Origin of the sequence: Alkalimarinus coralli, from assembly GCF_023650515.1 — a bacterium.
In the GTDB taxonomy this organism is placed as follows: domain Bacteria; phylum Pseudomonadota; class Gammaproteobacteria; order Pseudomonadales; family Oleiphilaceae; genus Alkalimarinus; species Alkalimarinus coralli.
The window spans coordinates 4,432,030-4,456,659 of record NZ_CP096016.1 but is presented as its reverse complement, the minus strand read 5'-3'; the positions used below and the strand labels follow the sequence as shown (position 1 = coordinate 4,456,659).

The 24,630-nt window shown below is 44.9% G+C and carries 18 protein-coding genes and 1 pseudogene; 8 read left to right on the top strand and 11 right to left on the bottom strand.

The features are described 5' to 3' along the window. Positions 1 to 15: 15 nt before the first annotated feature. The 3 genes from MY523_RS20110 to MY523_RS20100 all read right to left on the bottom strand — a co-directional run bounded on the left by MY523_RS20110 (position 16) and on the right by MY523_RS20100 (position 5,905). Positions 16 to 2,940 (bottom strand): YncE family protein, encoded by a 2,925-nt coding sequence (locus tag MY523_RS20110; RefSeq protein ID WP_250656464.1) that lies wholly within the window; start codon positions 2,938 to 2,940, stop codon positions 16 to 18. A 131-nt stretch (positions 2,941 to 3,071) separates the two neighbouring features. Next, positions 3,072 to 3,584, bottom strand: a complete 513-nt coding sequence (locus MY523_RS20105) for a hypothetical protein (protein ID WP_250656463.1) — start codon at positions 3,582 to 3,584, stop codon at positions 3,072 to 3,074. A 278-nt stretch (positions 3,585 to 3,862) separates the two neighbouring features. After that, entirely contained in the window at positions 3,863 to 5,905 is a 2,043-nt protein-coding gene (locus MY523_RS20100; protein ID WP_250656462.1) for a hypothetical protein, read from the bottom strand. A gap of 228 nt (positions 5,906 to 6,133) precedes the next feature. Here MY523_RS20100 and MY523_RS20095 point away from each other — a divergent pair, with 228 nt between their 5' ends. Then, entirely contained in the window at positions 6,134 to 6,610 is a 477-nt protein-coding gene (locus tag MY523_RS20095) for a DUF2489 domain-containing protein (RefSeq protein WP_250656461.1), read from the top strand. 85 nt (positions 6,611 to 6,695) lie between these two features. Here the strand turns inward: MY523_RS20095 and MY523_RS20090 are convergent, their stop codons facing one another. Next, on the bottom strand, positions 6,696 to 6,950 hold the full coding sequence (locus MY523_RS20090; protein WP_250656460.1) for a hypothetical protein: 255 nt from the start codon (positions 6,948 to 6,950) through the stop codon (positions 6,696 to 6,698). Positions 6,951 to 7,263: 313 nt separating this feature from the next. On the opposite strand from MY523_RS20090, the gene MY523_RS20085 reads away from it, so the two are divergent. Beyond that, positions 7,264 to 7,557 carry a GIY-YIG nuclease family protein gene (locus MY523_RS20085; protein ID WP_250656459.1) on the top strand — a complete coding sequence of 98 codons (294 nt, stop codon included), beginning with the start codon at positions 7,264 to 7,266 and terminating at the stop codon, positions 7,555 to 7,557. Positions 7,558 to 7,753: 196 nt separating this feature from the next. Here MY523_RS20085 and MY523_RS20080 read toward each other — a convergent pair whose 3' ends face one another. From MY523_RS20080 to MY523_RS20070, 3 genes are all read right to left on the bottom strand, one after another. Next, on the bottom strand, positions 7,754 to 9,145 hold the full coding sequence (locus tag MY523_RS20080) for an aminoacyl-tRNA deacylase and HDOD domain-containing protein (protein ID WP_250656458.1): 1,392 nt from the start codon (positions 9,143 to 9,145) through the stop codon (positions 7,754 to 7,756). Between the two features lie 117 nt (positions 9,146 to 9,262). Next, positions 9,263 to 11,338: an ATP-dependent DNA helicase RecG gene (gene recG / locus MY523_RS20075; protein ID WP_250656457.1), complete on the bottom strand. Its 2,076-nt coding sequence runs from the start codon at positions 11,336 to 11,338 to the stop codon at positions 9,263 to 9,265. Positions 11,339 to 11,445: 107 nt separating this feature from the next. After that, entirely contained in the window at positions 11,446 to 12,393 is a 948-nt protein-coding gene (locus tag MY523_RS20070; protein WP_250656456.1) for a hydrogen peroxide-inducible genes activator, read from the bottom strand. A gap of 76 nt (positions 12,394 to 12,469) precedes the next feature. Here MY523_RS20070 and MY523_RS20065 point away from each other — a divergent pair, with 76 nt between their 5' ends. Then, the gene (locus tag MY523_RS20065) at positions 12,470 to 13,342 is read left to right on the top strand and encodes an NAD-dependent epimerase/dehydratase family protein (protein ID WP_250656455.1); all 873 of its coding nucleotides are present in this window, start codon (positions 12,470 to 12,472) and stop codon (positions 13,340 to 13,342) included. Positions 13,343 to 13,425: 83 nt separating this feature from the next. Here MY523_RS20065 and ridA read toward each other — a convergent pair whose 3' ends face one another. The 4 genes and pseudogenes from ridA to gmk form a co-directional block, all read right to left on the bottom strand. After that, positions 13,426 to 13,812, bottom strand: coding sequence for a RidA family protein (gene ridA, locus MY523_RS20060; protein WP_250656454.1), 387 nt, complete (start codon positions 13,810 to 13,812; stop codon positions 13,426 to 13,428). Between the two features lie 89 nt (positions 13,813 to 13,901). Further along, positions 13,902 to 16,046, bottom strand: a complete 2,145-nt coding sequence (locus MY523_RS20055; protein WP_250656453.1) for a RelA/SpoT family protein — start codon at positions 16,044 to 16,046, stop codon at positions 13,902 to 13,904. A gap of 293 nt (positions 16,047 to 16,339) precedes the next feature. Next, positions 16,340 to 16,543: pseudogene (gene rpoZ, locus MY523_RS20050) on the bottom strand (DNA-directed RNA polymerase subunit omega); the annotation flags it as partial. 68 nt (positions 16,544 to 16,611) lie between these two features. Then, positions 16,612 to 17,244 (bottom strand): guanylate kinase, encoded by a 633-nt coding sequence (gene gmk / locus MY523_RS20045; RefSeq protein ID WP_250656451.1) that lies wholly within the window; start codon positions 17,242 to 17,244, stop codon positions 16,612 to 16,614. A gap of 428 nt (positions 17,245 to 17,672) precedes the next feature. On the opposite strand from gmk, the gene MY523_RS20040 reads away from it, so the two are divergent. The 5 genes from MY523_RS20040 (at position 17,673) to MY523_RS20020 (ending at position 24,615) form a co-directional block, all read left to right on the top strand. Continuing rightward, positions 17,673 to 18,656: a sensor domain-containing diguanylate cyclase gene (locus MY523_RS20040; RefSeq protein WP_250656450.1), complete on the top strand. Its 984-nt coding sequence runs from the start codon at positions 17,673 to 17,675 to the stop codon at positions 18,654 to 18,656. A gap of 206 nt (positions 18,657 to 18,862) precedes the next feature. Continuing rightward, on the top strand, positions 18,863 to 19,168 hold the full coding sequence (locus MY523_RS20035) for a transcriptional regulator (RefSeq protein ID WP_250656449.1): 306 nt from the start codon (positions 18,863 to 18,865) through the stop codon (positions 19,166 to 19,168). Then, positions 19,165 to 20,415, top strand: a complete 1,251-nt coding sequence (locus MY523_RS20030) for a type II toxin-antitoxin system HipA family toxin (RefSeq protein WP_250656448.1) — start codon at positions 19,165 to 19,167, stop codon at positions 20,413 to 20,415. The genes MY523_RS20035 and MY523_RS20030 overlap by 4 nt, the downstream gene beginning before the upstream one ends. 689 nt (positions 20,416 to 21,104) lie before the next feature. Further along, complete coding sequence (locus MY523_RS20025) at positions 21,105 to 21,503, top strand: (deoxy)nucleoside triphosphate pyrophosphohydrolase (protein ID WP_250656447.1); 399 nt, start codon at positions 21,105 to 21,107, stop codon at positions 21,501 to 21,503. Between the two features lie 13 nt (positions 21,504 to 21,516). Next, positions 21,517 to 24,615, top strand: coding sequence for a DEAD/DEAH box helicase (locus MY523_RS20020; protein WP_250656446.1), 3,099 nt, complete (start codon positions 21,517 to 21,519; stop codon positions 24,613 to 24,615). The last annotated feature ends 15 nt before the right edge of the window (positions 24,616 to 24,630 follow it).

The following is a 24,630-nucleotide window of genomic DNA, read 5'->3' as shown; positions in this document are numbered from 1 at the left end:
TGTGAGCGCTGCACATTAACGCACAAACTGGCTTTCTATCCGGTTTAGTTCCAGCACCGGCGGGTCGGTCAATTCTGGCACCTTAGCCTTAACGGCATTGGTCACCCATTGCGGATAGAGCCGATACATTAATTTTGATTCAACTGAGAGCGGGTAAACAGCATCATCGGGCAAACTATAGCTTTCGTCTCGATATCCATCGGCAGGAATTCGAGTATCAGACAACAGTTTCTCGTAACGCCAAAAGATCAGCCCTACCGGCTTCCCTTCTTTATCGCCAAACACTTTCATAAACATTCTGGCATCGGGTTCTACGTTGCCTTCTTCATCCAGATAGCCACTTTTAAATACTTCCCGGCCGGTCGCATCAACCACTTTAACCTGTAACCAGAACTCTCTGAAGTCTGCCACGCCAGTCGGCAACGCATGACCTGCGCCAATGTTATTAACCCTTACCGTTAACTGATTGTCCGATAGCGACTGCTCCAGGCTGGCCGAACTTTTGAGTAGCTCGATACTCATTTTTTCCAGTTCAGGGTTTCTTAGCCCCACCAGAAAGTGATTGGCGCCGGTAAACTGATGAGTCACCACGTTCTCTTTTACGCGGCCACCATCCGTCGAAATACCCGGTATATTTTCGCCTATTTTTGAGATATCGCCGTGCATATGACAAGCAATGCAGCCGCGATGCTTATCCGGGTTTTCCGGGTTGTTAAAAGAGGATTTCTCCCACTCGCCCCAAGTGTCGACAATCATCGCGCCAAAGCCAGGCGAAAACTCATTGTGACATGACTTACAGTACTGCTCGTCTTTATAAAATGGCTGCGAGTAAGACTGCTTGTGCACCTCTGGTTTAGCGTTAATCTGGCTTTCGCCTAACCAGTTGAGCACCGCATTGTTACTATTCTCAAATACATACTGCTCACGGTCTTTTAGGTTTACAGTCATCGCTGCGTTACCGCCCGCGTCTTCCAGGCGAGTAATTCGATGGCAAAATAAACACCCGGTACCTTCTTTGGGGCCGTGTTTGCCCTTAGCAAGCTCAGCTTTTAATGATGCGCCCTGTTTTTCAAACATGTCATTACCATGCCCTCGAAATGGCAAGCCACTAAGTACTCTTTCAGGGTTGTGACACCCGGAGCACCAACCTCTGAAGGCCTCTCCTTCTGTCGCGCCCGCCAAGTCTTCCATGACGCGATAATACGGGTTTGATTCAGACATTAACCGGTGGTTGGAGTCCACCCACTGCTCGAACATATCAGAGTGGCAGCTTTCACATGCAGCGGAGTTTATCCACTCTTCCTGATGGGCGGTACGACGCTCGCCATCTTCCAAACGAAGCCAAGTGGCCAGGTATGGCAAGTTGTTCGGGGCAATCACATAACGGTGCAAGTCATTCATCAATGCCAATACGTCACTATCGGGGGCTGCGGGGTCAACCGCTTTTGCACCGTCACGGTCGTCATGCCCTAACCCCCCTTGGGTGTCTTGAATCATCCGAATATAGTCACTAAGGAAGTCGCCCGCGACCATCTTATTGAGGTTTGCATGCCCCAATACGGCATTGTCTTTTTTGTTCTCCTTACGGCCTTCAACCAGATAGCGGTTGGTGAAGTTGAATCCATCAAGGTGACAGCTGTTACAACTCATCCAGAAATCGCCCGTCATGGGGTGCTCTTGAGCCTCTCCGGTATTAGCCTGGTTAAACAGCGTCACTCCACGCCTTAAGTCAGAGGGCAAAGGATCATTGCTTACCGTTTTGTAGAACGGTGCTTCTTCAACTTTTACCCGAGCAAAGGGTGACTCCCCGCCTCTGCTCAGTTTAACAACGTCTTGGCTCATGGCATTTTGTACGTATAGACTATCGCCATTAAGCAACAGGCCGCGCGGGTTGTCACCGGGAATAGGCCTCAAAATCTGATTAACCTTAGCGCCCCCTTGAGGCAGTTTACCTTTTCGCCGTTTACTGCGTTTTTTCTTACCGGTATTGGCTCGCGAGCGATCAAACACCATCAAATCTTCACTGCCCGCCAAGGTCACATAGACCTTTTTCCCATCTGGCGAGAACTCCGCATCGTGGGGGTTGGAAACTATTCGCGTGCGGTTGCCATTATCAATAATGTTTATTTGCTGAAATAACTGCTTTCGATAGCCGATCTTTTCCGCTTCTTCGCCCGGTGTCAGCGATACGATCGAAACCGCGGGGAAGATGGTTGATTGAAACTGGAACGGGTGGTCAAAATTCCATAGCACATGCGGAAGCCAGGCTTCTTTTCCATCAGGGGAGATGGCGATATCATCCAGCAGGCGTGGCAATCCCTGAGAGATAAACTCATCATTGTTGGAGGTCTCTTCAAGCGTTATCAGCTTAGCGAGTTTCGGGGCCGTATCTGTAGGAGCCGTATCAGCAAACGACCAAACCGAAAGTTGGCCTGTCATCGCATGGGTTATCAGCAAACGGCCGTCAGCTGTTAACGCCAGCCCTCTGGGTGTTTCAGGCGTCTCAACCTCTACCACCACCTCACCACGGCTATTCACCCCCAGTAACTTGCTCGATTCAAACAGCGTGACCCAATACAGCGAACGTGAGCGATCAAAAATAACCCCGAATGGGCGCCCGCCAACCTTAAGCTGGTGCTCTATCTCAAGCGTCGCTGTGTTCAACCAGAAGAGCTGCCCCGATAACGTATCGGTCGCAAGCAGCTGTTTTTCATCAACCCCTAACGCAAGTCTTCTGACATCACGCCCCAGCGGGCGCTCCAGCCGTTTGCTGCCATCAGACAGCTGGGCACGGGTAACGCTTCCGGCATCAAAGTTAGCGGTAAACAGCTGACCAGACTTTTCGGCATAGACAATTGAGCTGCTTGCAACCGAGCCCGCAGCCGCTACATTAGCCTGCACCGTATTAGCCAGCAGGCACATTGTAAGCAGAACAATCACCCATCGACTCAGGATGCCAAAATACGTATTAATAGCTCACTCCAAATAATTAATGAAAATGGGTTGATGATCTCTAAACATTATAGGGTGCTTGCGCACCGATCTCGGAATCTTTGGTGCGCGAGCACACCCTATAAATCAGAGCTATTTGCCTTAGGTAAGCACCATGACCAAAGCGGCTTTAATACCGACCATTTTGCCGCGTGCCTGATGAGAATAGGCACGACCAGCAAGGCGGTGACCAAGTGAACCATGTAGATAACCCAGCCGAGGTCGTCGCCCCTATTGCCTAATATCAACAAATAGATGCCCGACAGCGCACAGCCCAATAAAATATAATCTATCAGCTGCCCTGTCACTTTTAACAATTTCTTTTTCGAGCGTTTTAACAACCGGCGATGAGATAACCAAAAAGGAACCACCGTAACAGGGAATAGCACCAGGCTTGCTACCACATGTATAACCAGTAGAAGGCGCTCCAGCTGCCATGGTACAGGAATTTGGTTCCATAGGAATATCCCTGTCAGAAACATAAAATAGAGTGACCACTCAGCAGCCTGATTACGGTATGACAGCTGTTGCCACCATACAGAAAGTGCATCAACAATGCGCTGATCTGGCTGTTCCACAACGGCTTCTTTCATGGTTTACGTTACCATCATAAATTTAACAGGCATCAAACAATTAACTGACAGGTCTAAATGAGTACACGTCTCATTTACATTATCCCTGATATTAGTTTCACTATCTTGATAACCATCAACCAGCATTCAGGTTATTGCCGCTTTCTCCGTGCTATTTCTATCGTCCGCCATTAAACAGAGATAAAAACGACACGCCATAAACAACAAAACGGCGAGCACTTCCATGCTCACCGTAGCGATTACAGCCTTAAGTATCTAAGCTGCTGTCATCTCATGCGTTATTTAGAAACGCGAACCTTTCCAGCAAAGACCATTGCACGACCATGCTTCCCGCCTGCAGCAGTCACTTGAGGCACATTATCTGCGTCAGTATCACCGCCTTTGCCTTCGATTACGTTTTCACCTGAGTCACCTATCCACTCAGCCAACTGCAACCCTTGCTCTGTGCTGTTACCGTTAATTACGGTGCGGAACCATGTGGTATAACGCTCAACCAGCGTGGCTAGCTCCAGAGAGGCCTCTTTTTCGCCCTCGCTGTTTTTTAGGTGCAACATCGTTTCACGCAGTGCGCCTGATATTGCCGCCGCAGTCCATGGCGTCTGCTCGGTTACACCACCTTTCAAGCTCCAAGTACCCAGTTCGGCATCAAAGTATGTTTTCTCTACTGCCACATATAATGCCCGGGCTTCGTCTCTGTAGCGTGTATCACCCGTTGCAATAAAGGCAGCAGACAGACCACGAATAGCGGCAAACTGAGCGTCCAGTGATTGAGCTTTATCCTGCTTGCCCGATACGGTCGCACCATCGGCCACCAACCCGTTGCTGGCTCTCAGTTTCGAAACAATAAATTCAGCCTGACGTTGAATCATCTCTATCGCGCGCTTACCTTGCGCGGTTTTTAGATCAAGGTCACTGGCCTCAGCTGACGCATAACCAACAGGAAGTGCATCCTGCGCGCGCTGGAAAATTGATAACGCAACAATTGAGTAGGCCGCATCATAGGTCGTAACGTGGTCACCTTGTTTGCCATCGAAACGGTCAACGAAGGTGCCTGCCTTGTTGTTAAAGTGCAACGCATCAATATTCTTGAACAGCATTGAAGAGAGATTGCTGGCTAATGAAAACCCATCCGCTGCCGCAACATCGTTGCCACTGCTGGCATCAACATTCTTCGCTGGCGCCGCGGCGAAAGGCTGACCATCAAATACGGCGCGGAATGCCGGGTTTTGACCGGTATTCGCACTACGCTGATCGGTAAATGCAAAGTATTCGCTGGTTGGCCACAATAGCATCCAGGTATCACGGAGTGTTGATTCTGAAGCCGTTACTGAAAGCTTGCCAAGCGCATTAACACCGTTCTGCTCGGTTTCATCAACCTTAATCGCATGCGGGAACCACACAGGCTGTTTGGTTGGGTCGTAGTCAGGCGTTACTTTAACCCCTAACTGCTTGCCATCGAAGCCCAACTGGTCTTGCAACATCAGCATTTTATCAACAGACATTTCGGTCAGAATTACACCGTTCATGCCATCAACTGCCGAAACACCCAGCGCGTGCTTGCCGTCCTGATCCATTTTTGCAGATTCAGCTTCCACTTCCTCATCACTTTCGATGACGTGCATGCCGCCTAAGAAATCCTGCGACCACATTACCTCTTTTAACAGAATTCCGCCGACTGCCGCAGGCTCAATTACCAGCTCTCGCTCACTTTTTACCCAGCCAAGTGTTTTATAGTCACGGTAATATGCAGGGATTAGAGCGGTGGTTTTTAAGGTTTTTCCATTGGCATCCGTCAGCTCAAGCTCGTCTTTGTTTACAGTGGTCATATCAACCGCTTCTGCCAGTTCAGGCAAACCACTTCGGTAAGGAAGAGAGATAGGGTATAGATTTAAAGGAATTTCTTCAGGCGGGTACGCTACGGACTTTGCCAGCTCAACGAAACGACTGCCAAGATTTTCCATTTTACCGCCACGCGCTTTGTTTAGCGGCCCATTAACCAAGTGCGGCCCCATTCTGGACTGATAATTGAGCGCATACATGGCTTCTTCCGAGTACTCGTAGCTCTCGATGCCAGCTACATAATCAAAGCGTGTTGGCTGATTAAGCGTCGATGGGTCTAAAACATCCAAATCCAAGCCCAGGCTTTCTGCCAGCGGCTCACCCGATAACTCAAACTCGGTATATGCCAGCATACTGGCGCCTGAATTAAAGCGGTAGTCGGTTACTTCTACAGTCGGTGATGCACTGACTAAAGCAGGCAGCGATGACATGGCTGCAACCGCCGCAACCACACCGGTAAACACTTTGGATCGACGAAACATCAGATTCCTCACATTTTAAATAATAATGATTATCAATAACGATGTGCGCATCATACCAGACTATTAAATAAATGCGAATAATTCTTATTCATGTCGCGAATGCTTCGGAATTTACAGGCAATCCCTGTTACCATTTGGCCTCAGATGCTTCCATAGGGTGCCTTTCATACAAGACACCTTTACGATTACAATCCGACTATTCCTGACTAACAACTGGCGAGACATCAAATGAACAACGGTATTATATGGGGCGGTATTGTTATCGGCGCGCTGATTGCGACCGCACTGGTACTTTTCATCATAAAAAAATGGAAATTCATCAAACAAGTGGAGGCTGCTAAGAAGGCTCAGGAAGAAGAGCAGCTAGAGAAACAAAAGAAAGCTGTCGAGAGCATTAAGATTATAGCGCTCTGCATGATTGAAGAGCAGGTCGAGCTTTCTGAAGGCTGCATCCGCATAAAAGTGCTACTCGACCATGTCGCTCCAGAGCTTCATGACCAGGCACCGTTCAATGTTTTTTCAATGATGTACAACGCCACCGAACATATGCCGACCCACGAAGCCAGAAAACAGGCAGACAAGGCATTGATACGTAAGCTGGATGCTGAGCGCTTTGAGCTGGAAAAAAGCTTCAAGCAAGAGATTATAGACGCCTCAAAAGCGATTCGCGATTACCCGTTTGGCACCAACAAAACCCAGCACTAAACAGCCCTCCGGCAACATCGCGGCGGTATTTTTAGTTGCTTGAACAGCCAAGACAGCGGTAAAAAACGCTTTGCTAAACGCAGGCTCAGTGCTTTAACGCTGGCGTTTTAACCACTCCGCGCACGATTAACTCCTCGACTAGCGAAGGCTCAAGCTCGTGGCAAAACTGCCGAAAGTACTTCTGGATAATTCGGTCATTTGACTCTGAAGAGGCATTAATTAATTCGTTTCTTGATGCTTCATCAGCCAACCGGTACCGCTTGCCAAACCGCTTTCTATATTGAAACTCTAACTGCTGTAGATGGAAAATGCTTGCCTGATTAAATATCAGCTTATCCATTATCACACCCTCCCGCAAATGGCTCATATTACACCTTAAGGGCTTTTCACAACATTGCGAGCTAAACAAAGACAAGGCAAAGAATGACTAAAAAGCTCAGTAATTGTGCAAAGCTCTCACCTTAAAGATAGTCAAAAAAAGGCGGTTAAACCATTAGCAAATGAAAAGATATGGAAGAAAATTGAGGGGTGGTTCATCTGGCTCTTTAGTTATTCCCCAGGCCCTATAGCTATTCCCTAGGCTCCATAGTCATTCCCGCGAAGGCGGGAATCCATTAAACTCCTATGCCTCAAATATAACTCGGAGGCCAAGGATGGCACACCAACCAGCAACCTATATTCTCACGAACAAGAAAAACGGCACTCTCTATATCGGAGTAACTTCAAATTTAATCCAGCGAGTCTGGCTACACAAAACCAAAGCAACTCAAGGTTTTTCAAGCAAGTATGGCTTGGATAAATTGGTTTACTATGAAATTCATTCAGATATTCACGGCGCAATCTTAAGAGAAAAGCAACTGAAGAAGTGGCGCAGAGAATGGAAATTAAATTTAATAAATCAACAAAATCCTAGCTGGACTGACCTTTGGGAGCAAGTCATAGGGTAATCAAGAGGGCATTGCATGGATTCCCGCCTTCGCGGGAATGACTATTTAGTAACCTGGAATGTAGTGGAGAAATCTTGTTTGACCATGCTTCCAAAGAGCCATTATTGCCAAGCAAGATCGAGACTCCACTCAAATCTGCCAGGTCAAGTCTTGGCTGCTACAGCTAATTATCTAGTAAACAGCGCTCATATCGATGTCACCCCTCTTCCAACATCCCTGCCATTTTCAAAATTTCATCTTTGGCTGCGATCAGCTCATCAATCGCTTCATTGGCCTTTTCAGGGTCAAGCTGCAAACGCTCAAATAGTTCATCGGGAATCGGCTGTGTCGGCCCGACCCACAAGCCTCGTTCGCTTAGCAGGTTACGTGCAATAAAAAGAATATTGGAATAATCAGAATTAACACCGTCAAACCCTGCATTCTTCTGATGCCTTAAGGCAACGATAACCTCTTCCGGCATATTCCATACCGCCATGAGCTTGCTGCCCACTTGCTCTCGGGTAATGCCAAGCAAAAAGTGCTCAACGTACGACGAGTCCACATGAGGGTTTGCTTCTATGTAGCGACACATCAGCGAGAAGTGCGGCGGAAATACATGAGCCAATACCAGATAGCCAAAATTGTGTAACAGGCCGGATAGGTACGCCAAGCCAAAACCAGGGCGATGCTCTCGGGGTATCATATTAATTAACGCACCCGTTGCCGTCGCCATCCACATAGACTGTTGCCAGTATGGGGTATACCCCTCCGGCTGCTCTTTCGGTAACTGGAGTGTGCGCCCCAGCGCTAAGCCCATCGACAAATTCATGACCAAATCGAAACCTAGCACTCTCATAATGGCGTCATGCACCGACTTTATTTTACCCGGCGCTGAATAGAACGAAGATGAAGCCCAGCTCACAACCTGCGCAGACAAGCTTGGATCTGCCTCAACAATATCAGCCAGGTCATTAATGCCCGCTTCAGGGTCGACCCTTAGATGGATGATTCGTTGCGCGGTCTGCGGTAATGGGGGGACTTCTAACGTGTCTTCAAGGCGCTGCTGTATGCGAAGATAGGTGAATTTTTTAATCGCATCGTGGATTTGCTCAAGATCTTGCGAGGTATCGCTACGGTTAAGATCAATGCTTGCAATGGGGACTGAGAATGACTCCTGCCTGGCATCAGTCAGAAGGTCAGCAAACACCTGCTGATCCAGTTTAATCATTTGACCCTGCTCACCGGACTCCAGATAAACCACGTCCATTGATAAAACGGTTTCGTCCACCACTGCAGGCAGCCCTGTGATGCCTGGCAGTGCGGGAAGCGAACTTAAACTGTATTTTGCTCGTAAACTATCAAGATCGTCTGGCGCCAGCGCGACTAAGTCCCTACCCAGACGTGTATTTAAGCTATCAACGTCAAGTAAACTGGTGGCTGGAAGAATAACTTGCATGCGCCCTAACACATCATGCATCAGCACCATTTTAACAACTTTATCCTGAGGGGCTTGCTGTGGCTCAACCAGTGTTAATGGCGTTGCATTGGCCGGTGCACCGGACTCACGGTTAGTATTTTCGATTATGTTACTCACTGCACTGGGAATCATCTTATATTTTGCTCTTGTTTTGTCTCACGAAAATTGGCATCCCGTTAAAATGCTATGCCTGAAAGATCTAATTTGCCGAAGAGAGTGGCTCTTTGTTTTAGTTTAGATCAACTATAGCTAAACCGCTCCATATTGCACGTTATTCCCTAACCAGCGTTCTATCAACGCGTTGACAATAACATGGTTGTTCATCAGTGATGGCGCGAGTGCTTTAACCTCAGGCAACCACTGTTTGTCTCGCTCTAATTCCGCCAACCTGAATTGCATCAGACCGGTTTGACGGGTTCCTAGTACTTCGCCTGGGCCTCTCAGTTCGAGGTCTTTCTCTGCAATGACAAAGCCATTGTTGCTTTCTCGCATGACTTTCAACCGCTCTTTACCATTTTGCGACAGCGGCGGGTGATACATCAAGACACAATAACTGGCGGTACTGCCTCGCCCAACCCGGCCTCGCAGTTGGTGTAGCTGCGCCAACCCCAGTCGTTCAGGGTTTTCAATAATAATCAACGAGGCATTGGGCACGTCAACGCCCACCTCTATGACCGTCGTGGCGACCAACAGGTCTAAATGCCCCTCTTTAAACGCATCCATCACCGCTGATTTTTCGTTGGCCTTCATTCGCCCATGCACCAGCCCCACTTTTAAGTCAGGCAATTGTTCGGTTAACATAGCCGCTGCCACTTCTGCTGCTTGACACTGCAAGGCCTCTGACTCTTCAACCAGGGTGCAAACCCAGTAGGCCTGACGGCCTTCCAGGCAGGCCTCTCGGACTCGGCTGATGACCTGATCACGACGGGTATCGGCAATGACAACCGTTTCAATCGGCTGCCTTCCTGGTGGTAGCTCATCAATAACCGAGGTATCCAAGTCTGCATAGGCGCTCATCGCCAGCGTTCTGGGGATGGGTGTAGCGGTCATAATAAGCTGATGCGGAACGAATCCGCCTGAAGCGCCTTTGTCTTTCAGCGCCAAACGCTGATGCACGCCAAAGCGGTGCTGCTCATCAATAATCACCAATGCCAATTTATGAAACCTGACGTCTGGCTGAAATAGTGCATGGGTGCCTATCACCACTTGAGCTTCACCGCTAGCGATTCGTTCAAGAGCTTCGACACGTTGTTTTCCTTTGCTTTTGCCAGATAGCCACGCCATCGATATGCCCATTGGCTGCAACCACTGCTGAAAGTTGATCCAGTGCTGCTCGGCTAAAATCTCGGTAGGTGCCATCAGCGCCACCTGGCAGTGGCTACCTACCGCCTGAAGTGCGGCAATAGCGGCAACAATCGTCTTTCCAGAGCCAACATCACCTTGCACCAGTCGCAACATGGGGATCATCTGCTGGATGTCTGACTTGATTTCTGCCGATACATGCAACTGCGCATCGGTTAACGTAAAAGGTAACGGCGCCAATAGGGCTGATTCAAGATCATCTGCTGGCGGGAGTGGTATCGCTTTGTGGGATTGCATCTCCCGCCTGAGACGCAGCAAACTGAAATGATGCGCTAATAGCTCTTCAAAAATCAGCCGCTGCTGGCAGGGGTGGCTGCCGTCCAACAATTGATGCTGATTCGCGTCGACAGGAGGGTGATGTAAAAAACGTATGGCATCGTTAATATTTAGGAACTGGTACTCTTGGCGAACAGATTCGGGTATCCAGTCTTTTATTTCGTAACGATCAAGCAAGCTCAACGCTTGTTGGCATAGACTGCGGATACGGTTTTGTTGGATGCCTTCAGTCAGTGGATATACCGGCGTTAGCATATCGTCAACAGGCATTAGCGCCTCACCGGACACCACTTTATACTCAGGATGATATATTTCCAGCCCAGCTCGGCCTCGCCGAACTTCACCAAAGCAGCGCAGTCTAGTGCCCACTGACATCTGCTGTTTCTGCGCCGCATTAAAGTGAAAAAAACGTAACGCAATCAAACCGCTGCCGTCTCTTAGAGAAACCTGCAAACTGCGTCTTCGGCCCATAACAACTTTACTGTCTGTGACCTCCCCCTCAATCACCCCCTGATCTCCAACCCGCAAGCTGGCAACCGGCAAGATGCGTGTTCGATCCTGATACCGGTGTGGTAGATGAAACAATAGGTCTTGCACCGAGACAATACCCAGCTTAGCCAACGTGCCAGCCAGGCTCGCGCCAACGCCCTTTAGAGCGGTTACCGAGACATCATCGAGTGTTGCCATCTATTTTTATCACCCTTTATGCTACTCACCCACTATTCTCATGCCGCCCTGTATTCTCATCCGAGAGTATCACCTATTAATAATGACATCTTCCATCAATAAAGGTATCAGGCCGTTTCGCTTAACACCTGCTCAGCAACTCGACACTGCCCCGCCGCCATCGCAACAATATCAATAGCCTTTGGCCGAGGAAACGTTACCCGCCAAGCCAAGCCAACAGTTCTGTATGGCACGGGCGCGACAAAAGGTCGTGTCTCCATCATTTCACTGGCATACTGCCCGACGGATGCGGCGGATAGCGGTAAAACAGTAATGCCTAACCCAGACGCCACCATATGACGAATGGTTTCAAGCGAACTGCCCTCTGTTATAAGTTTGGGGGCACCTTCACCTGACTGAGCCGAAACACTGACAGCGTTCATCAACTCAGGACAACTTTCAAGCACTTGGTCGCGAAAGCAGTTCCCCGGCCCTAACAGCAATAAGTTATCGCTTAATAGCTGCTTGCTGCTTAATTCACTGAACCGGGTCAAGGGGTGCCCTTTAGGCAGCAGCACTACAAAAGGCTCATCATACAGCGGTAGCGTCACAACTTCCGGTTCTTCAAACGGAAGCGCGACCAAAATCACGTCCAGATTTGAGTGCCTTAACTTTTCACGTAATACTTGCGTGTAGTTTTCTTCGATATATAACGGCATTGATGGCGCAGCACGTCGCAATTCAGGCATCAGATGGGGAAACAGGTATGGCCCGATAGTATAGATCGCGCCAACTCTTAGCGGTGCGGCCAGCTGGTTTTTACCTTCTTGCGCGATATCTTTTATCAGCCCAGCCTGATCAAGAACTTTCTGTGATTGCTGCACCAGCTTCTGGCCCAACTCAGTTACCGTAATATGCCCCTTGCTTCGCTCAAACAGCGTGACACCGAGTTCTTCTTCTAATTTTTTTACCGCAACACTCAGTGTTGGCTGGCTAACAAAACACTTTTCGGCGGCTCTTCCAAAGTGCTTTTCTGCGGCTAATGTGACAATATATTTGAGTTCTGTGAGTGTCATAATCCTATTCACAAGGGGCTTATTTTGGCTTCAAGGATAATTCCAGAACATGACAAGTGCAATGGAGAATAAACGAATGCCCAATAATATTATGATTGCCGGCTGCGGTAATATAGGACTTAAACTCGCGCAGGCGCTCTCTTCACACTATGAGGTTTATGGGCTAAAAAGAAATGCCTCTCTGTTACCTCCCGAAATAAAAGGTATCTCAGCAGATGTTACAGACCCTGCGAGCCTGGAAGGCAAGCTGCCCTCATCTATCGACTATGTTGTGTATTGCCTCACAGCAGGCACATTTAACGACGAAGCATACAGGCAAATTTACGTTGACGGCTTAACCAACCTGATTAATGAGCTGAAACAGTCATCCATATCACCTAAAAGACTTTTCTTTGTTTCCAGCAGCAGTGTTTACCATCAAGATGACGATCAGTGGGTTAATGAAGATAGCCCGGTTGAGCCCAGTGGCTTTTCAGGGAAACGTCTGCTTGAGGCCGAACAAGTTGCGCTCGACAGCGGGATACCTGCCACCAACGTTCGCTTTTCCGGCATATATGGGGGCCACCGAACTCGGCTGTTGCAGCAGGTTAAAAACGGAAGTGCAAACGCAAACTCTCAAGCCTACACCAACCGAATTCATGAAGATGACTGCGTCAGAGTCTTGAAGCACCTAATCGAGCAGGATATTAGCGGCAAAAACGTTGAAGCATGCTATCTGGCAAGTGACTCAGAGCCTGTTAGAATGAAGGATCTCATTAGCTGGATGACAAAAGAGCTTAATATATCTGCTAGCTCAGAAAATAAACCCGCCAGTAAGGGTAAAAGGCGAGCGGGCAGCAAACAGTGCAGCAACAAACGCCTAATAGATAGCGGGTTTGAATTTAAGTACCCAACGTATAGAGAGGGGTATGGTGAGATGATTGCCCGCATAAAAAAAGAAGAGGCTTGATCAAAGCTATCTTCTTTTTTATTGGCGATCTGTATCCGCCGTGAGCGTAGCTGAAACCTGATTAACTCACGACTTCTGACCTATTAACCGACGATCATAATCGCATCCATTTCTACCTGAGAACCTTTCGGCAGGCCAGCCACTTCTACCGCCGCTCTGGCAGGGTATGGCTCTGGAAAGTAGGTCGCCATGATTTCGTTAACCGTTGCAAAATTGCCAAGGTCGGTCAAAAAGATATTCAGCTTCACAATATCCTTCAAATCGCCGCCAGCGGCTTTACATACAGCTTGGAGGTTATCAAATACTTGTCGTATTTGAACAGAAATGTCACCCTGAACCAGCTCCATTGAAGCAGGGTCAAGCGGAATCTGGCCCGACAAATAAACAGTCTGCCCCACTTTCACCGCCTGTGAGTATGTGCCAATTGCCTTCGGTGCGTCATCTGTCTGAATAATGGATTTATTGCTCATAGTGATCCCCAAGATCCTTTTTCATCATTATCTTTAAAGTTAATTCGCACGACGTCCGCTTAGTCACGCGAAGTTATAGCAGGCTCGTATCAATTTTTAACTCGGGCAATACTGATAACAGCCCTCATATTTCTTATTCGTCTCATTACACGAGCAAGGTGCTGTCTACCCTGAACATGTATAACCAAACTGATAACGCTATGCTTGGCACTCTGCTCTTCAACATTAATTTTTTCTATATTGCCATCTGCGATGGTCACCGCCGATGCGAGTTCAGCAATAATGCCTCTTTGACGCTCAAGTTCAACTTTAAGCACAACCGAGAATTCATCAGTAATATCCTTGGCCCAATCAAGCGCGATTAAACCTCCCTGCTCACTTCCACTCTGTTTGCTACGGCCTTTTGCGTTCAACTTGCTACAGTTTTCAGTGTGAATCATCAGGCCACTGCCGCTTCCCATAACACCCACAATCGGGTCTCCAGGAATAGGCTTACAGCAGTGAGCAAAACTAACCAGCAAACCCTCCGCACCTTTAATCGTGAGAGTCGATGAATCTTCATCCTGTCCCACTTCTGAAGCTTCAACCTGCTCATCATCCAGCGGCACAAGCTGCCGAGCAACAATGTAAGACATTCGACTGCCCAACCCGATCTCTTCCAAGATGTCGTCAAAGCTGCTCACTTTATTGTGCTTAACAACACGTTTAATCTGTTCTTTCGGGATGTCAGATAACTTTTTGCCGAAGCTGTTGAGTGATTTTTTCAGCAGCAGGCGGCCCAGCTCAGATGACTCGCTCTGTTTTTGCTCTTTCAAAAAGTGCCTGATGCCACTCTTGGCCTTACCCGTCACCACAAAACTCAACCAGGACATACTCGGCTTGGCACCCGGCGCCGTCACTATTTCGATGGTTTGCCCGCTTTGCAATGGCGCACTGAGTGGAGAGAGGACCTTATTAACTCGGCATGCGACACAGGCATTGCCAATATCGGTATGAATGCTATACGCAAAGTCGACAGGCGTTGCACCGGCGGGCAGTTCCAGTATTTTTCCTTTTGGGGTAAAGACGTAAATTTCATCTGGAAACAGGTCTATTTTAACATCCTCAATGAACTCCATTGAGTCGTCAGAGCGCTCCCTCATCTCCATCAAGCCTTTAACCCAGCGGTCAACTCTAACCTGGCTGGCTGCAGCAACATCCGGCGAGCTTGACTTATACAGCCAATGGGCAGCAATACCGTTGTTCGCCAACGCTTCCATTTCGGTCGTTCTAATCTGAATTTCGATATTGACGTGCATGCCAAATAGCGTTGTATGCAACGACTGATAGCCGTTCGCTTTTGGCATCGCAATATAATCTTTAAAACGGCCGGGAAGAGGTTTATACAGGCTATGTACCGCGCCGAGAATTCGGTAGCAGCTATCTTCATTGTCGGTCACTATCCGGAACGCATAAACATCCATGATTTCATGAAATGACTTATGCTTGTACTTCATCTTCTGATAGATGCTATTAAGGTGTTTTTCCCGCCCGATAATAACGCCTTCAAGGTCTCGCTCAGAAAGCCGCTCCTCTAGCCGTCGCTTTATTTCACCGATAATCTCTTGATGGTTGCCCCTTAAGTTTTGCACCGCTTTACGGATATATTTTGCCCGCATGGGATACAGTGCAGCAAAGCCAAGATCTTCCAGTTCAATACGAATGCTATTGATACCAAGCCGGTTGGCAATAGGCGCATAGATATCGAGGGTTTCTGTGGCTATCCGGCGGCGTTTTTCTGGGTGTAAAGGCCCTAACGTTCTCATGTTATGAAGACGGTCTGCCAGCTTGACCAAAATAACGCGAATATCCTTGGCCATGGCCAAGGTCATTTTCCTGAAGTTCTCGGCTTGCGCTTCAGCTTTAGACTTGAACTCTATCTGAGTTAACTTGCTGACCCCGTCGACAAGCTCCGCAACCACATCACCAAACTGTGCAGCCAGCTCTTCTTTGGCAACATCGGTATCTTCGATGACATCATGGAGTAGTGCGGCCATCAGCGTTTGGGAGTCCATCCGCAGGCCAGCGAGAATTTTTGCCACCGCTAAAGGGTGGATAATATAGGGCTCGCCGCTTCTGCGGAACTGTCCTTCATGAGCTTTTTCAGCGCAAATATACGCCTGCCTAACCAAATTGACTGCCTGATCATCCAGATATTCTTTCAATCCTTCAGTAAAAGCATCAATCTCTGGCACACAGACTCCTGCCCTTTGGGCTCAACAAAAAACTAACGACAATTCCCGAAAACCATCTGAGGCACCACACCGAAAAATAACAGCTTTCGAGGTATTTAATTGAGGACTACCTATATATATTGGATCACTATATCTAATAATAAACGATATCTGTTCCAGAACTATATCTACTTGAGAACAATACATCCAGACAAAAAAACCCGAATGGGGAACATTCGGGTTTTTTTATAAACGCTCCATATAGTGAATACTATAATTACACTACATGTTTTTTCAAATAAAAATTAATCGACTTCGTGATCATCCAGAATCGACTTATCGATAAACCCTTCTGCAATCTCTCTTAACGCAACCACGGTCGGTTTGTCGTTTTCCCACTCAACCATAGGGTCTTTTCCACCCGTTGCGAGCTGACGAGCTCTTTTTGTAGAGACCATAATCAATTCAAAGCGATTTTCTACGTTTTCTAGACAATCTTCTACAGTTACTCTTGCCATCAGGGAACCCCGGTTAAAATACTTAATTACCAAAAAATTAACGGGCTAGTTTACCTAACTATGCCCACCTATGACAATAGATCCTGCAAAATTGAAGTTATTTTTTCTTTCTGGGCCTCAATACGCATCCTTCTCGCACGCAAGATACTCTTTAAGTCGCTTAGTGCTTCTTCAAACTGGTCATTCACTATTAAGTAATCAAACTCAGCATAATGGCTCGTTTCGCTAGCCGCCTCTTTCATTCTCCCGTCAATCACATCAGCTGAATCTTGCCCTCTACTATCAAGCCGCTCTTGCAACGCCTGCTTGCTGGGAGGAACAATAAAAATACTGAGTGCTTCAGGCATTAAACGCCGAACTTGCTGAGCGCCCTGCCAGTCAATTTCCAAAATAACATCACGACCTGCTCGCAGCGTACTCTCAACCCAAGATTGAGAGGTGCCGTAATAGTTACCAAAAACCTCGGCATGCTCTAAAAAGTCACTATTTGCGACCATGTCTAAAAACTGTTCTTGGTTCACGAAGTTGTAATTAACACCGTCTTCTTCACCGGGTCGCATAGCACGGGTGGTATGAGACACCGACACCAACACATCAGAGTCTGAATCGGTTAGCGCTTTTACCAAACTGGTTTTACCTGCACCAGAAGGAGCAGAGACTATATAAAGTGTGCCGCGTCCCTGAGTATTAATCTCAGTCATACTTAATCCCATTATTTCTTTTCATTGCCTGTCGTCACTATACCGCGTATTTCATCATCAGTACGACCCATCAGGCTATTGTAGTGGGAATGCCACATAGCCTCAATGTTTGCGGTCGTGAGCCCTAAATATCAACGTTCGAAATAATCTCGCCACACCCACTTTATGACGGCTAAAACGTTTAACGCCAAACGATTTAAAGCCTCAAACCGCGTTAGTAACTATGCCAGATTAGTAACTATCTCAGGTTAGTAGCCATTTCAGACAACTGTAGTCCTCTTGAGTGGACAAGGCGTGATGCTAGGGCACACTGCTTGCCATATCAAACACCCCCTACTATCGTTCTACCTTATAGGGTCTGTTTTTCAAGCATATCCAAATATCTACATCGAGCCATTAATGTCCCAAGGGATCATGGTAAGTTAAGCATGCCAGACACAATAGCGTCACTTAAAGCTGAAGTTAAAGCGCTCCAACAGGAAATCACCGAGCTTAAATCACATGAAGCACAACTAGAGCTAATTATGGCCGCCACAGGTGTTGGTATCTGGGATTGGTATGTTCAAACTAACGAAACGATATTTAATGAGCGTTGGGCCAACATTATAGGCTACACACTTGAAGAGCTATCCCCTGTTAGCATTGATACTTGGTTAAAGTACGCCCACCCGGAAGATCTGAAAGAGTCTGAGCGTTTATTAAATGATCATTGGTCAGGTAAAACAGATTACTATATTTGCGAATCTCGGATGAAGCATAAAAGCGGTCAATGGATCTGGGTTTACGATACCGGCAGAGTCATCGAGTGGGAAAGCAAAGGCGTTCCGAAAAGGATGATAGGAACCCACCTCGATATTACAGAACTCAAAAACACCCAAGACCTTCTCAAAAATGCCAATAAAGAGTTAGAAACCCTCGTTCGCATCGACCCTCTGTCTCGAATAGCAAATCGTAGAGCGTATGACGAAAGACTCATCTCTGAACTTTCAGTCGCTAGAAGAGAAGACAAAACTCTATCTTTGCTCATGATCGATATAGATCACTTCAAACAATATAACGATTTATATGGCCATGAGCAGGGAGATCTAGTTATTCAAACGATAGCAAAATGCATTCAATCAACCCTTAGCCGCAAAACAGACTTCGTTGCACGCTATGGAGGTGAAGAGTTCGTCGTACTTTTACCATTCACAACCCCCCATGAAGCTAAGACGGTCTGTACAAAGCTATTGCAGGCAATCATAAAACTCAAGATTAAGCATGACTACTCTCAATTCAACAAAACACTGACCATAAGCATTGGTGTCTCTTCGACACAAACATCTCCAGAGAATATACTAACTAAAGCGGATAAAGCACTTTATGCCGCCAAACAGAACGGTCGAAACCAGTATCATATAGCAGCATATTGAGAAAAGCTGTATCGAGCACGATTTCCGTCAACATAGCTTGGCCAACGCGCAAACAAAACCTAAAAGAGGGATATTATTCCAATAATAATCAGCAAAACGGGAATATAGTCCCTTATTTTATATTTTAGAGTTGCTTGGACTTCAGGGTTGGACTATATTCCTATTAATGCTTGAATAATGGGAATATAGCCCCTTAGGTTGGTGATATGGCTAAGCGTAATTTGCACAATGTGTTGTTTCCAAAGCAGCGCAAGATCCTGACTCATTTTGGTGAGGACTTGTTGTTGGCGATGAAACGACGAGGTTATACAAAAAAGCTGCTGTGTGAACGTACGGGCTTTGATCATAAAACCGTAAACAAAGTCTTCGCTGGTGATCCGGGCGTTGCCATAGGCACTTACTTAAAGGTTATGGCCGTCCTCGGTATGGAAAGTAATTTTGCAGAAATGGCCGCTCATGATGAAGTTGGTATCAAACTGCAAAATATAAAATTGCTAGAAGGTTCAAGATGAGCCGTGAAATTGTCGAAGTCTATGCCGACTGGCAGCCAATTGAAGTGCCTTTGCTAATAGGGCAGCTTTCTTACAGCGATTCAAGCCGAGGTGGCGTGTTTAGCTTTGCCTACGATAAAGCGTTTTTAACCTCAGCCTATCGCTTGCAAATTGACCCAATCCTGACGCTTCACTCCGGTGACCTCTACAATGACGAAGCCGATAAAAACTTCCGTGCATTTCTTGATTCATCGCCTGATAGATGGGGACGTATTCTAATGCAGCGGCGTGCGGCCGTTGAAGCGCGCAAAGGCATTCGAGCAACAAGTCGATTAAACGAGCTAGATTACCTGCTAGGCGTACATGACTCTTACCGGATGGGTGGTATTCGATTTAAGCGAGTAGGGTCGGATGCTTTTTTAGACAATAATGCCGAATTTGCTGCGCCGCCAATGGCTTCTCTGCGAGAGTTGGAGCACGCTGCAATGCAGATTGAAAAAGATGATAACATCGACAGTGACGAGTATTATCACTGGTTGAAGATGCTGATTTCTCCAGGCTCATCATTAGGTGGTGCAAGGCCCAAGGCTTGTGTGACAGATGAACAAGGCCAATTGTGGATTGCTAAGTTTCCCAATCTAAATGATACCCATGATGTAGGGGCGTGGGAGATGGTCTGTTATGAATTGGCTTTGGCGGCAGGTGTTGACATGTTTCCAAGTGAGATTAGGCAGTTTTCCTCTCGGCATCATACCTTTTTAACAAAACGCTTTGACCGCGACGGTGATCAACGACTGCATTTCTCATCGGCCATGACACAGCTTCAATACTATGATGGTGAACAATCTCAAGGTGCCAGCTACTTAGAGATTGCTGAATTCCTTTCTACTCAAGGTGCACAAACAGAAGCAGATTTAGCACAGTTATGGCGTCGCATCGTGTTTAATATTGCGGTGTCCAATACGGATGACCACCTGCGTAATCATGGTTTTTTATTAACAAAGAATGGTTGGAAGTTATCACCCGCTTATGATTTAAACCCGATAGTGGGTAAACACGGCCTGCATCTAAATATTACCGATACAGACAACGCTCTAGACTACCCATTAGCCTTTGACGTAAAAGACTTCTTCCGACTTTCTCAACCCCAAGCCACGCAAATTTACGATGAAGTATTAATGGCGGTTAAACAATGGCAAGCCGTTGCTAAGCGCCTCGGGATCAGCCGAGCCGAGCAAGCCATGAAACAATCAGCGTTTAATGTTTAATGTTTCAGAGAAACTATATTTTTATTTTCCAATATATAAAGGGGTTATAAGTTCACATTCATTCTTTGCCTCACACTTCGTTTGCTGTATTGCACCATTTAGCCACTCACCAATCCTGCCCATACTACATTGATTACTTAGGTCACCATGTAAACTCTGGGACAAATTGTTACAGACACCCTCAGAAAGCTGCATGATCTGGGCATTTATCTGCCTACTGTGTTTGATTCATTAGCAATACGAACCTTTAAAATCTCTCTCTTGATGCATATATTGTTCAAACCTGACTGTTAGTATTAGCGTTTTTTAGACAACTCAAATCCACTCCTAGCCACCCCCTTGTCAGGGGATGGAATAAAAGCAGCTTTTCTGACTCTCCTTAACAAGAATTTTAGTAGCGAATGATGAACAATAAATCCAACGTCTTTCTACAAGCAGAAGAAATTATTAAGCCCCAGCACTTGCACATGTGCCACAAGACAGTGACTTTGCAGCGCTAATTGACCAGTGGTTACAAGCTATGCAACTGATAGTCAGTTTTATTTTATATAGATTTAGGTACGCCCGAGAAACTCAAAGAAAACGTAGGAAAGCTATTGCAAAACTACTAAAAAGAAGTTTTGGACAAAAAATAATAATGACTATTATTTGCTATAATCCCCATTTACTTCATATACATAGGTGATATTTTGAAAGAAATTGATGTGGTTGCCGCAATTATAAAGTGCGGTGATGAAATACTGTGCGTACAGCGAGGGGCAGCAAAGTTTGAATACATTTCAGATAAATATGAATTTCCTGGCGGAAAGATTGAAATTAAAGAAACTAAAGAAGATGCAATAATCAGAGAGATTAAAGAAGAATTAAAACTCAATATTGTTGAACCAAAATTTTTCCATACAGTTAATTACCAATACCCTGATTTTTTCATAACGATGCACTCCTATATCTGTTTAGTTGACAGTAAAGAGGTAGTCCTAACGGAACATATTGATCATAAGTGGCTTAAGGTAGAAGAATTAGGGAAGCTTGATTGGGCTGCAGCTGATATTCCAATAGTTAAACAACTGCAAAAACATACCATATAAGAGTCTAATCTAAATGATATTAGATAAACTGCATCAAAGTTTACAAACCGGATTTATAGATAAAGAAATAAATTCGGAAGAACTATATCAACCAACGCTATTGGTTAATAAAAAGAACCCACCACAAAAAATTCTACCATCCATTTTAAGTGAGTTGTTGTCTTGCGATGAATTTTTTATCTCAGTTGCATTTGTTACAACTAGTGGTGTTGCAGTTTTAATGAATACATTGAAAGAGCTTGAAAGTCGAGGTATTCAAGGAAAAATAGTTGTTTCTCAATATTTAAACTTTACGGATCCTGAAGCACTTAGAAAGCTTCTTAGATTTACCAATATTGATCTTCGGATTGCCACCAAAGAAAACTCGCATTCAAAAGGTTATTTGTTCAAAAGAACGGACTACCACAACCTCATCATAGGAAGTAGCAATCTTACCTCATCAGCACTAACGACAAATAAAGAGTGGAACCTTCAAGTTTCTGCCCTGCATGGAAGTAGAATCGTTGAAACAGTTATTGATGAATTTAACCTTGACTTCAAAAGCGGGACACCTGTTACAAGCGCATTTATTGAGGAATACCAGAGTACGTATGATAAACAAAAGCTACTGAGAAAAAAGTATGATGATCACATATTAAGCATTGAAATTTCTCCCAATTCCATGCAAAAAGAAGCGCTTAAAAATATTAAACAGTTAAGACGCAATGGCGCAACAAAAGCACTTCTTATCTCAGCTACAGGAACAGGTAAAACCTATTTATCGGCCTTTGATGTATTAGCATTTAAGCCAAAGCGTTTATTATTTGTGGTACATCGACGGACTATTGCTGAAAAATCGATGGAAACATTTAAGAATATTTTTGGTACTGATAAAACAGTGGGGATATATTCGGGTTCCCAAAAAGATTTAGAACGTGATTTTTTATTTGCAACTGTACAAACTATTTCAAAACAAACCAACCTAGAAAACTTTCTGCACGATCATTTCGACTATATTGTAATTGATGAATCTCATCGGTCAGGTGCTAGCTCTTATAAACGACTATTAAATCATTTCACACCAAATTTTTTATTAGGAATGACAGCGACACCTGAAAGAACTGATGGAGAGGATATATTTAGCTTATTTGATCATAATATTGCTTATGAGATTCGTTTAAATAGAGCAATGGAAGAGGACATGCTAAGCAGCTTCCATTATTACGGTGTGACCGACCTATTTGTTGATGGAAAAGAGCTAGAAGATAAACGAAACTTTGCATTCTTATCCTCAGAAGAAAGAGTTAATCATATTATTGATAATGCTAGGTTTTATGGCACTGATAACGGCATAACAAGAGGCCTCGTTTTTTGTTCTCGTAATGACGAATCTAAGAATTTAGCAGAGATGTTTAATAAGAATGGCTTTCGCTCAATTGCTTTGTCTGGTGATAATTCGGAAGATGAAAGAGCTAATGCTATTCAGTTATTAGAGTCCGATAATTTATCAGAAAAACTGGATTATATTTTCACTGTCGACATTTTTAATGAAGGGATCGATATACCGAAAGTAAATCAAATTATAATGATTCGCCCTACTGAGTCAGCAATAATTTTTGTTCAGCAGTTAGGAAGAGGATTGCGCAAAAGTGGCGGAAAAGGATACCTAACAGTAATAGATTTTATTGGTAACTATAACAATAATTACCTTATCCCAGTCGCTCTATATGGCAATACATCTTATAACAAAGATGTTTTACGAAGATCAATTGCAAGTGGTAGCAAACTTATACCTGGAAGCTCCACAATCAATTTTGATGCTATTTCAAAAAATAGAATTTTTGCTTCAATCGACTCTGCAAATATGAAAATGCTTACAGACTTAAAAAAGGATTATTTTCTTTTAAAGTATAAGCTTGGCCGAGTGCCACTAATGATGGATTTTGTTAAGCATGGCGCGCGCGACCCGTTTCTTTACATAGAATACTCAAAATCATTTCTAAATTTTATAATTAAAGTTGAAAATGACTTCTCTCATTCAATATCTGATAAAGGACTGAAATTACTTGAGTTCTTTTCTGTTGAAGTAAACAACGGCAAACGAGTTGAAGAAAGTTTAATTCTAAATGCGTTGTTAAAGCGTGAGACTTGCACGATTAAAGAAATAAAGAATATCGTAGCTGATAAGTATGGTTATGAAGTTTCAGATCAAACTATTCAGTCATGCCTAAATAATATTAACTTAAAATTCATACGTGAAAAAAGTAAAGGAAAGCTACTCACCCTTAATGAAATTCACGGCATCAATATATTAAACCTTAATAAAGGCTCTTTTCAGTTAACCGCTGAGTTTAAACTATTGCTTAATAACAATATATTTCAGCAGTATTTCCAAGACACTATCAATTACTCAATCAACAAATTTAATGAAATTAATAAACATAACAGTTTTCATAATGGTTTTGTTTTGTATGAGAAGTATTCAAGAAAAGATGTTTTTAGAATATTAAATGTAGACACAAACCCAGTAGCACAAAATGTTGGTGGCTATCTTGTTAGCCCTGATAACTCTCATTGCCCCATCTTTGTAAATTATCATAAAGACGAAGATATTTCAGAATCAACTAAATATGAAGATGAATTTATTAATAATAAAGAGTTTTCATGGATGTCTAAATCGAACAGGAAGCTAGAAAGTAACGATGTCCAATCGATACTTGGCAATAAGGGAAGAATTAGGTTGCCCTTATTTATTAAAAAAAATAACGATGAAGGCATTGAATTTTACTACATGGGTGAAGTTGAGCCCGAAAAAGATAAAGTTAAGCAAACCTCAATGAATACTGACAATGGGAAAGTTGTTTCAGTGGTTAACTTTGTTTTCAGTTTGTCCCCCCCTGTTACAGACGAAATGTATCAATATCTGAAAGAAAAAGAAGCACTAGAAACCGAGCCTCCTCTTATCAATAAAAATGAGGATGCCGCAAATGAGAAAAATTATATACCGTTTTATGATTTTTATGCCGCTGCTGGCTCATTCAGTGAAATGCAGGAAAATAAAGATTTTGACAAAATTGCAGTACCAGAAAAATACTCCAAAGATCAAAAGCACTTTTGTTGCAGAGTACTGTAAGCGCCAATAAATCCG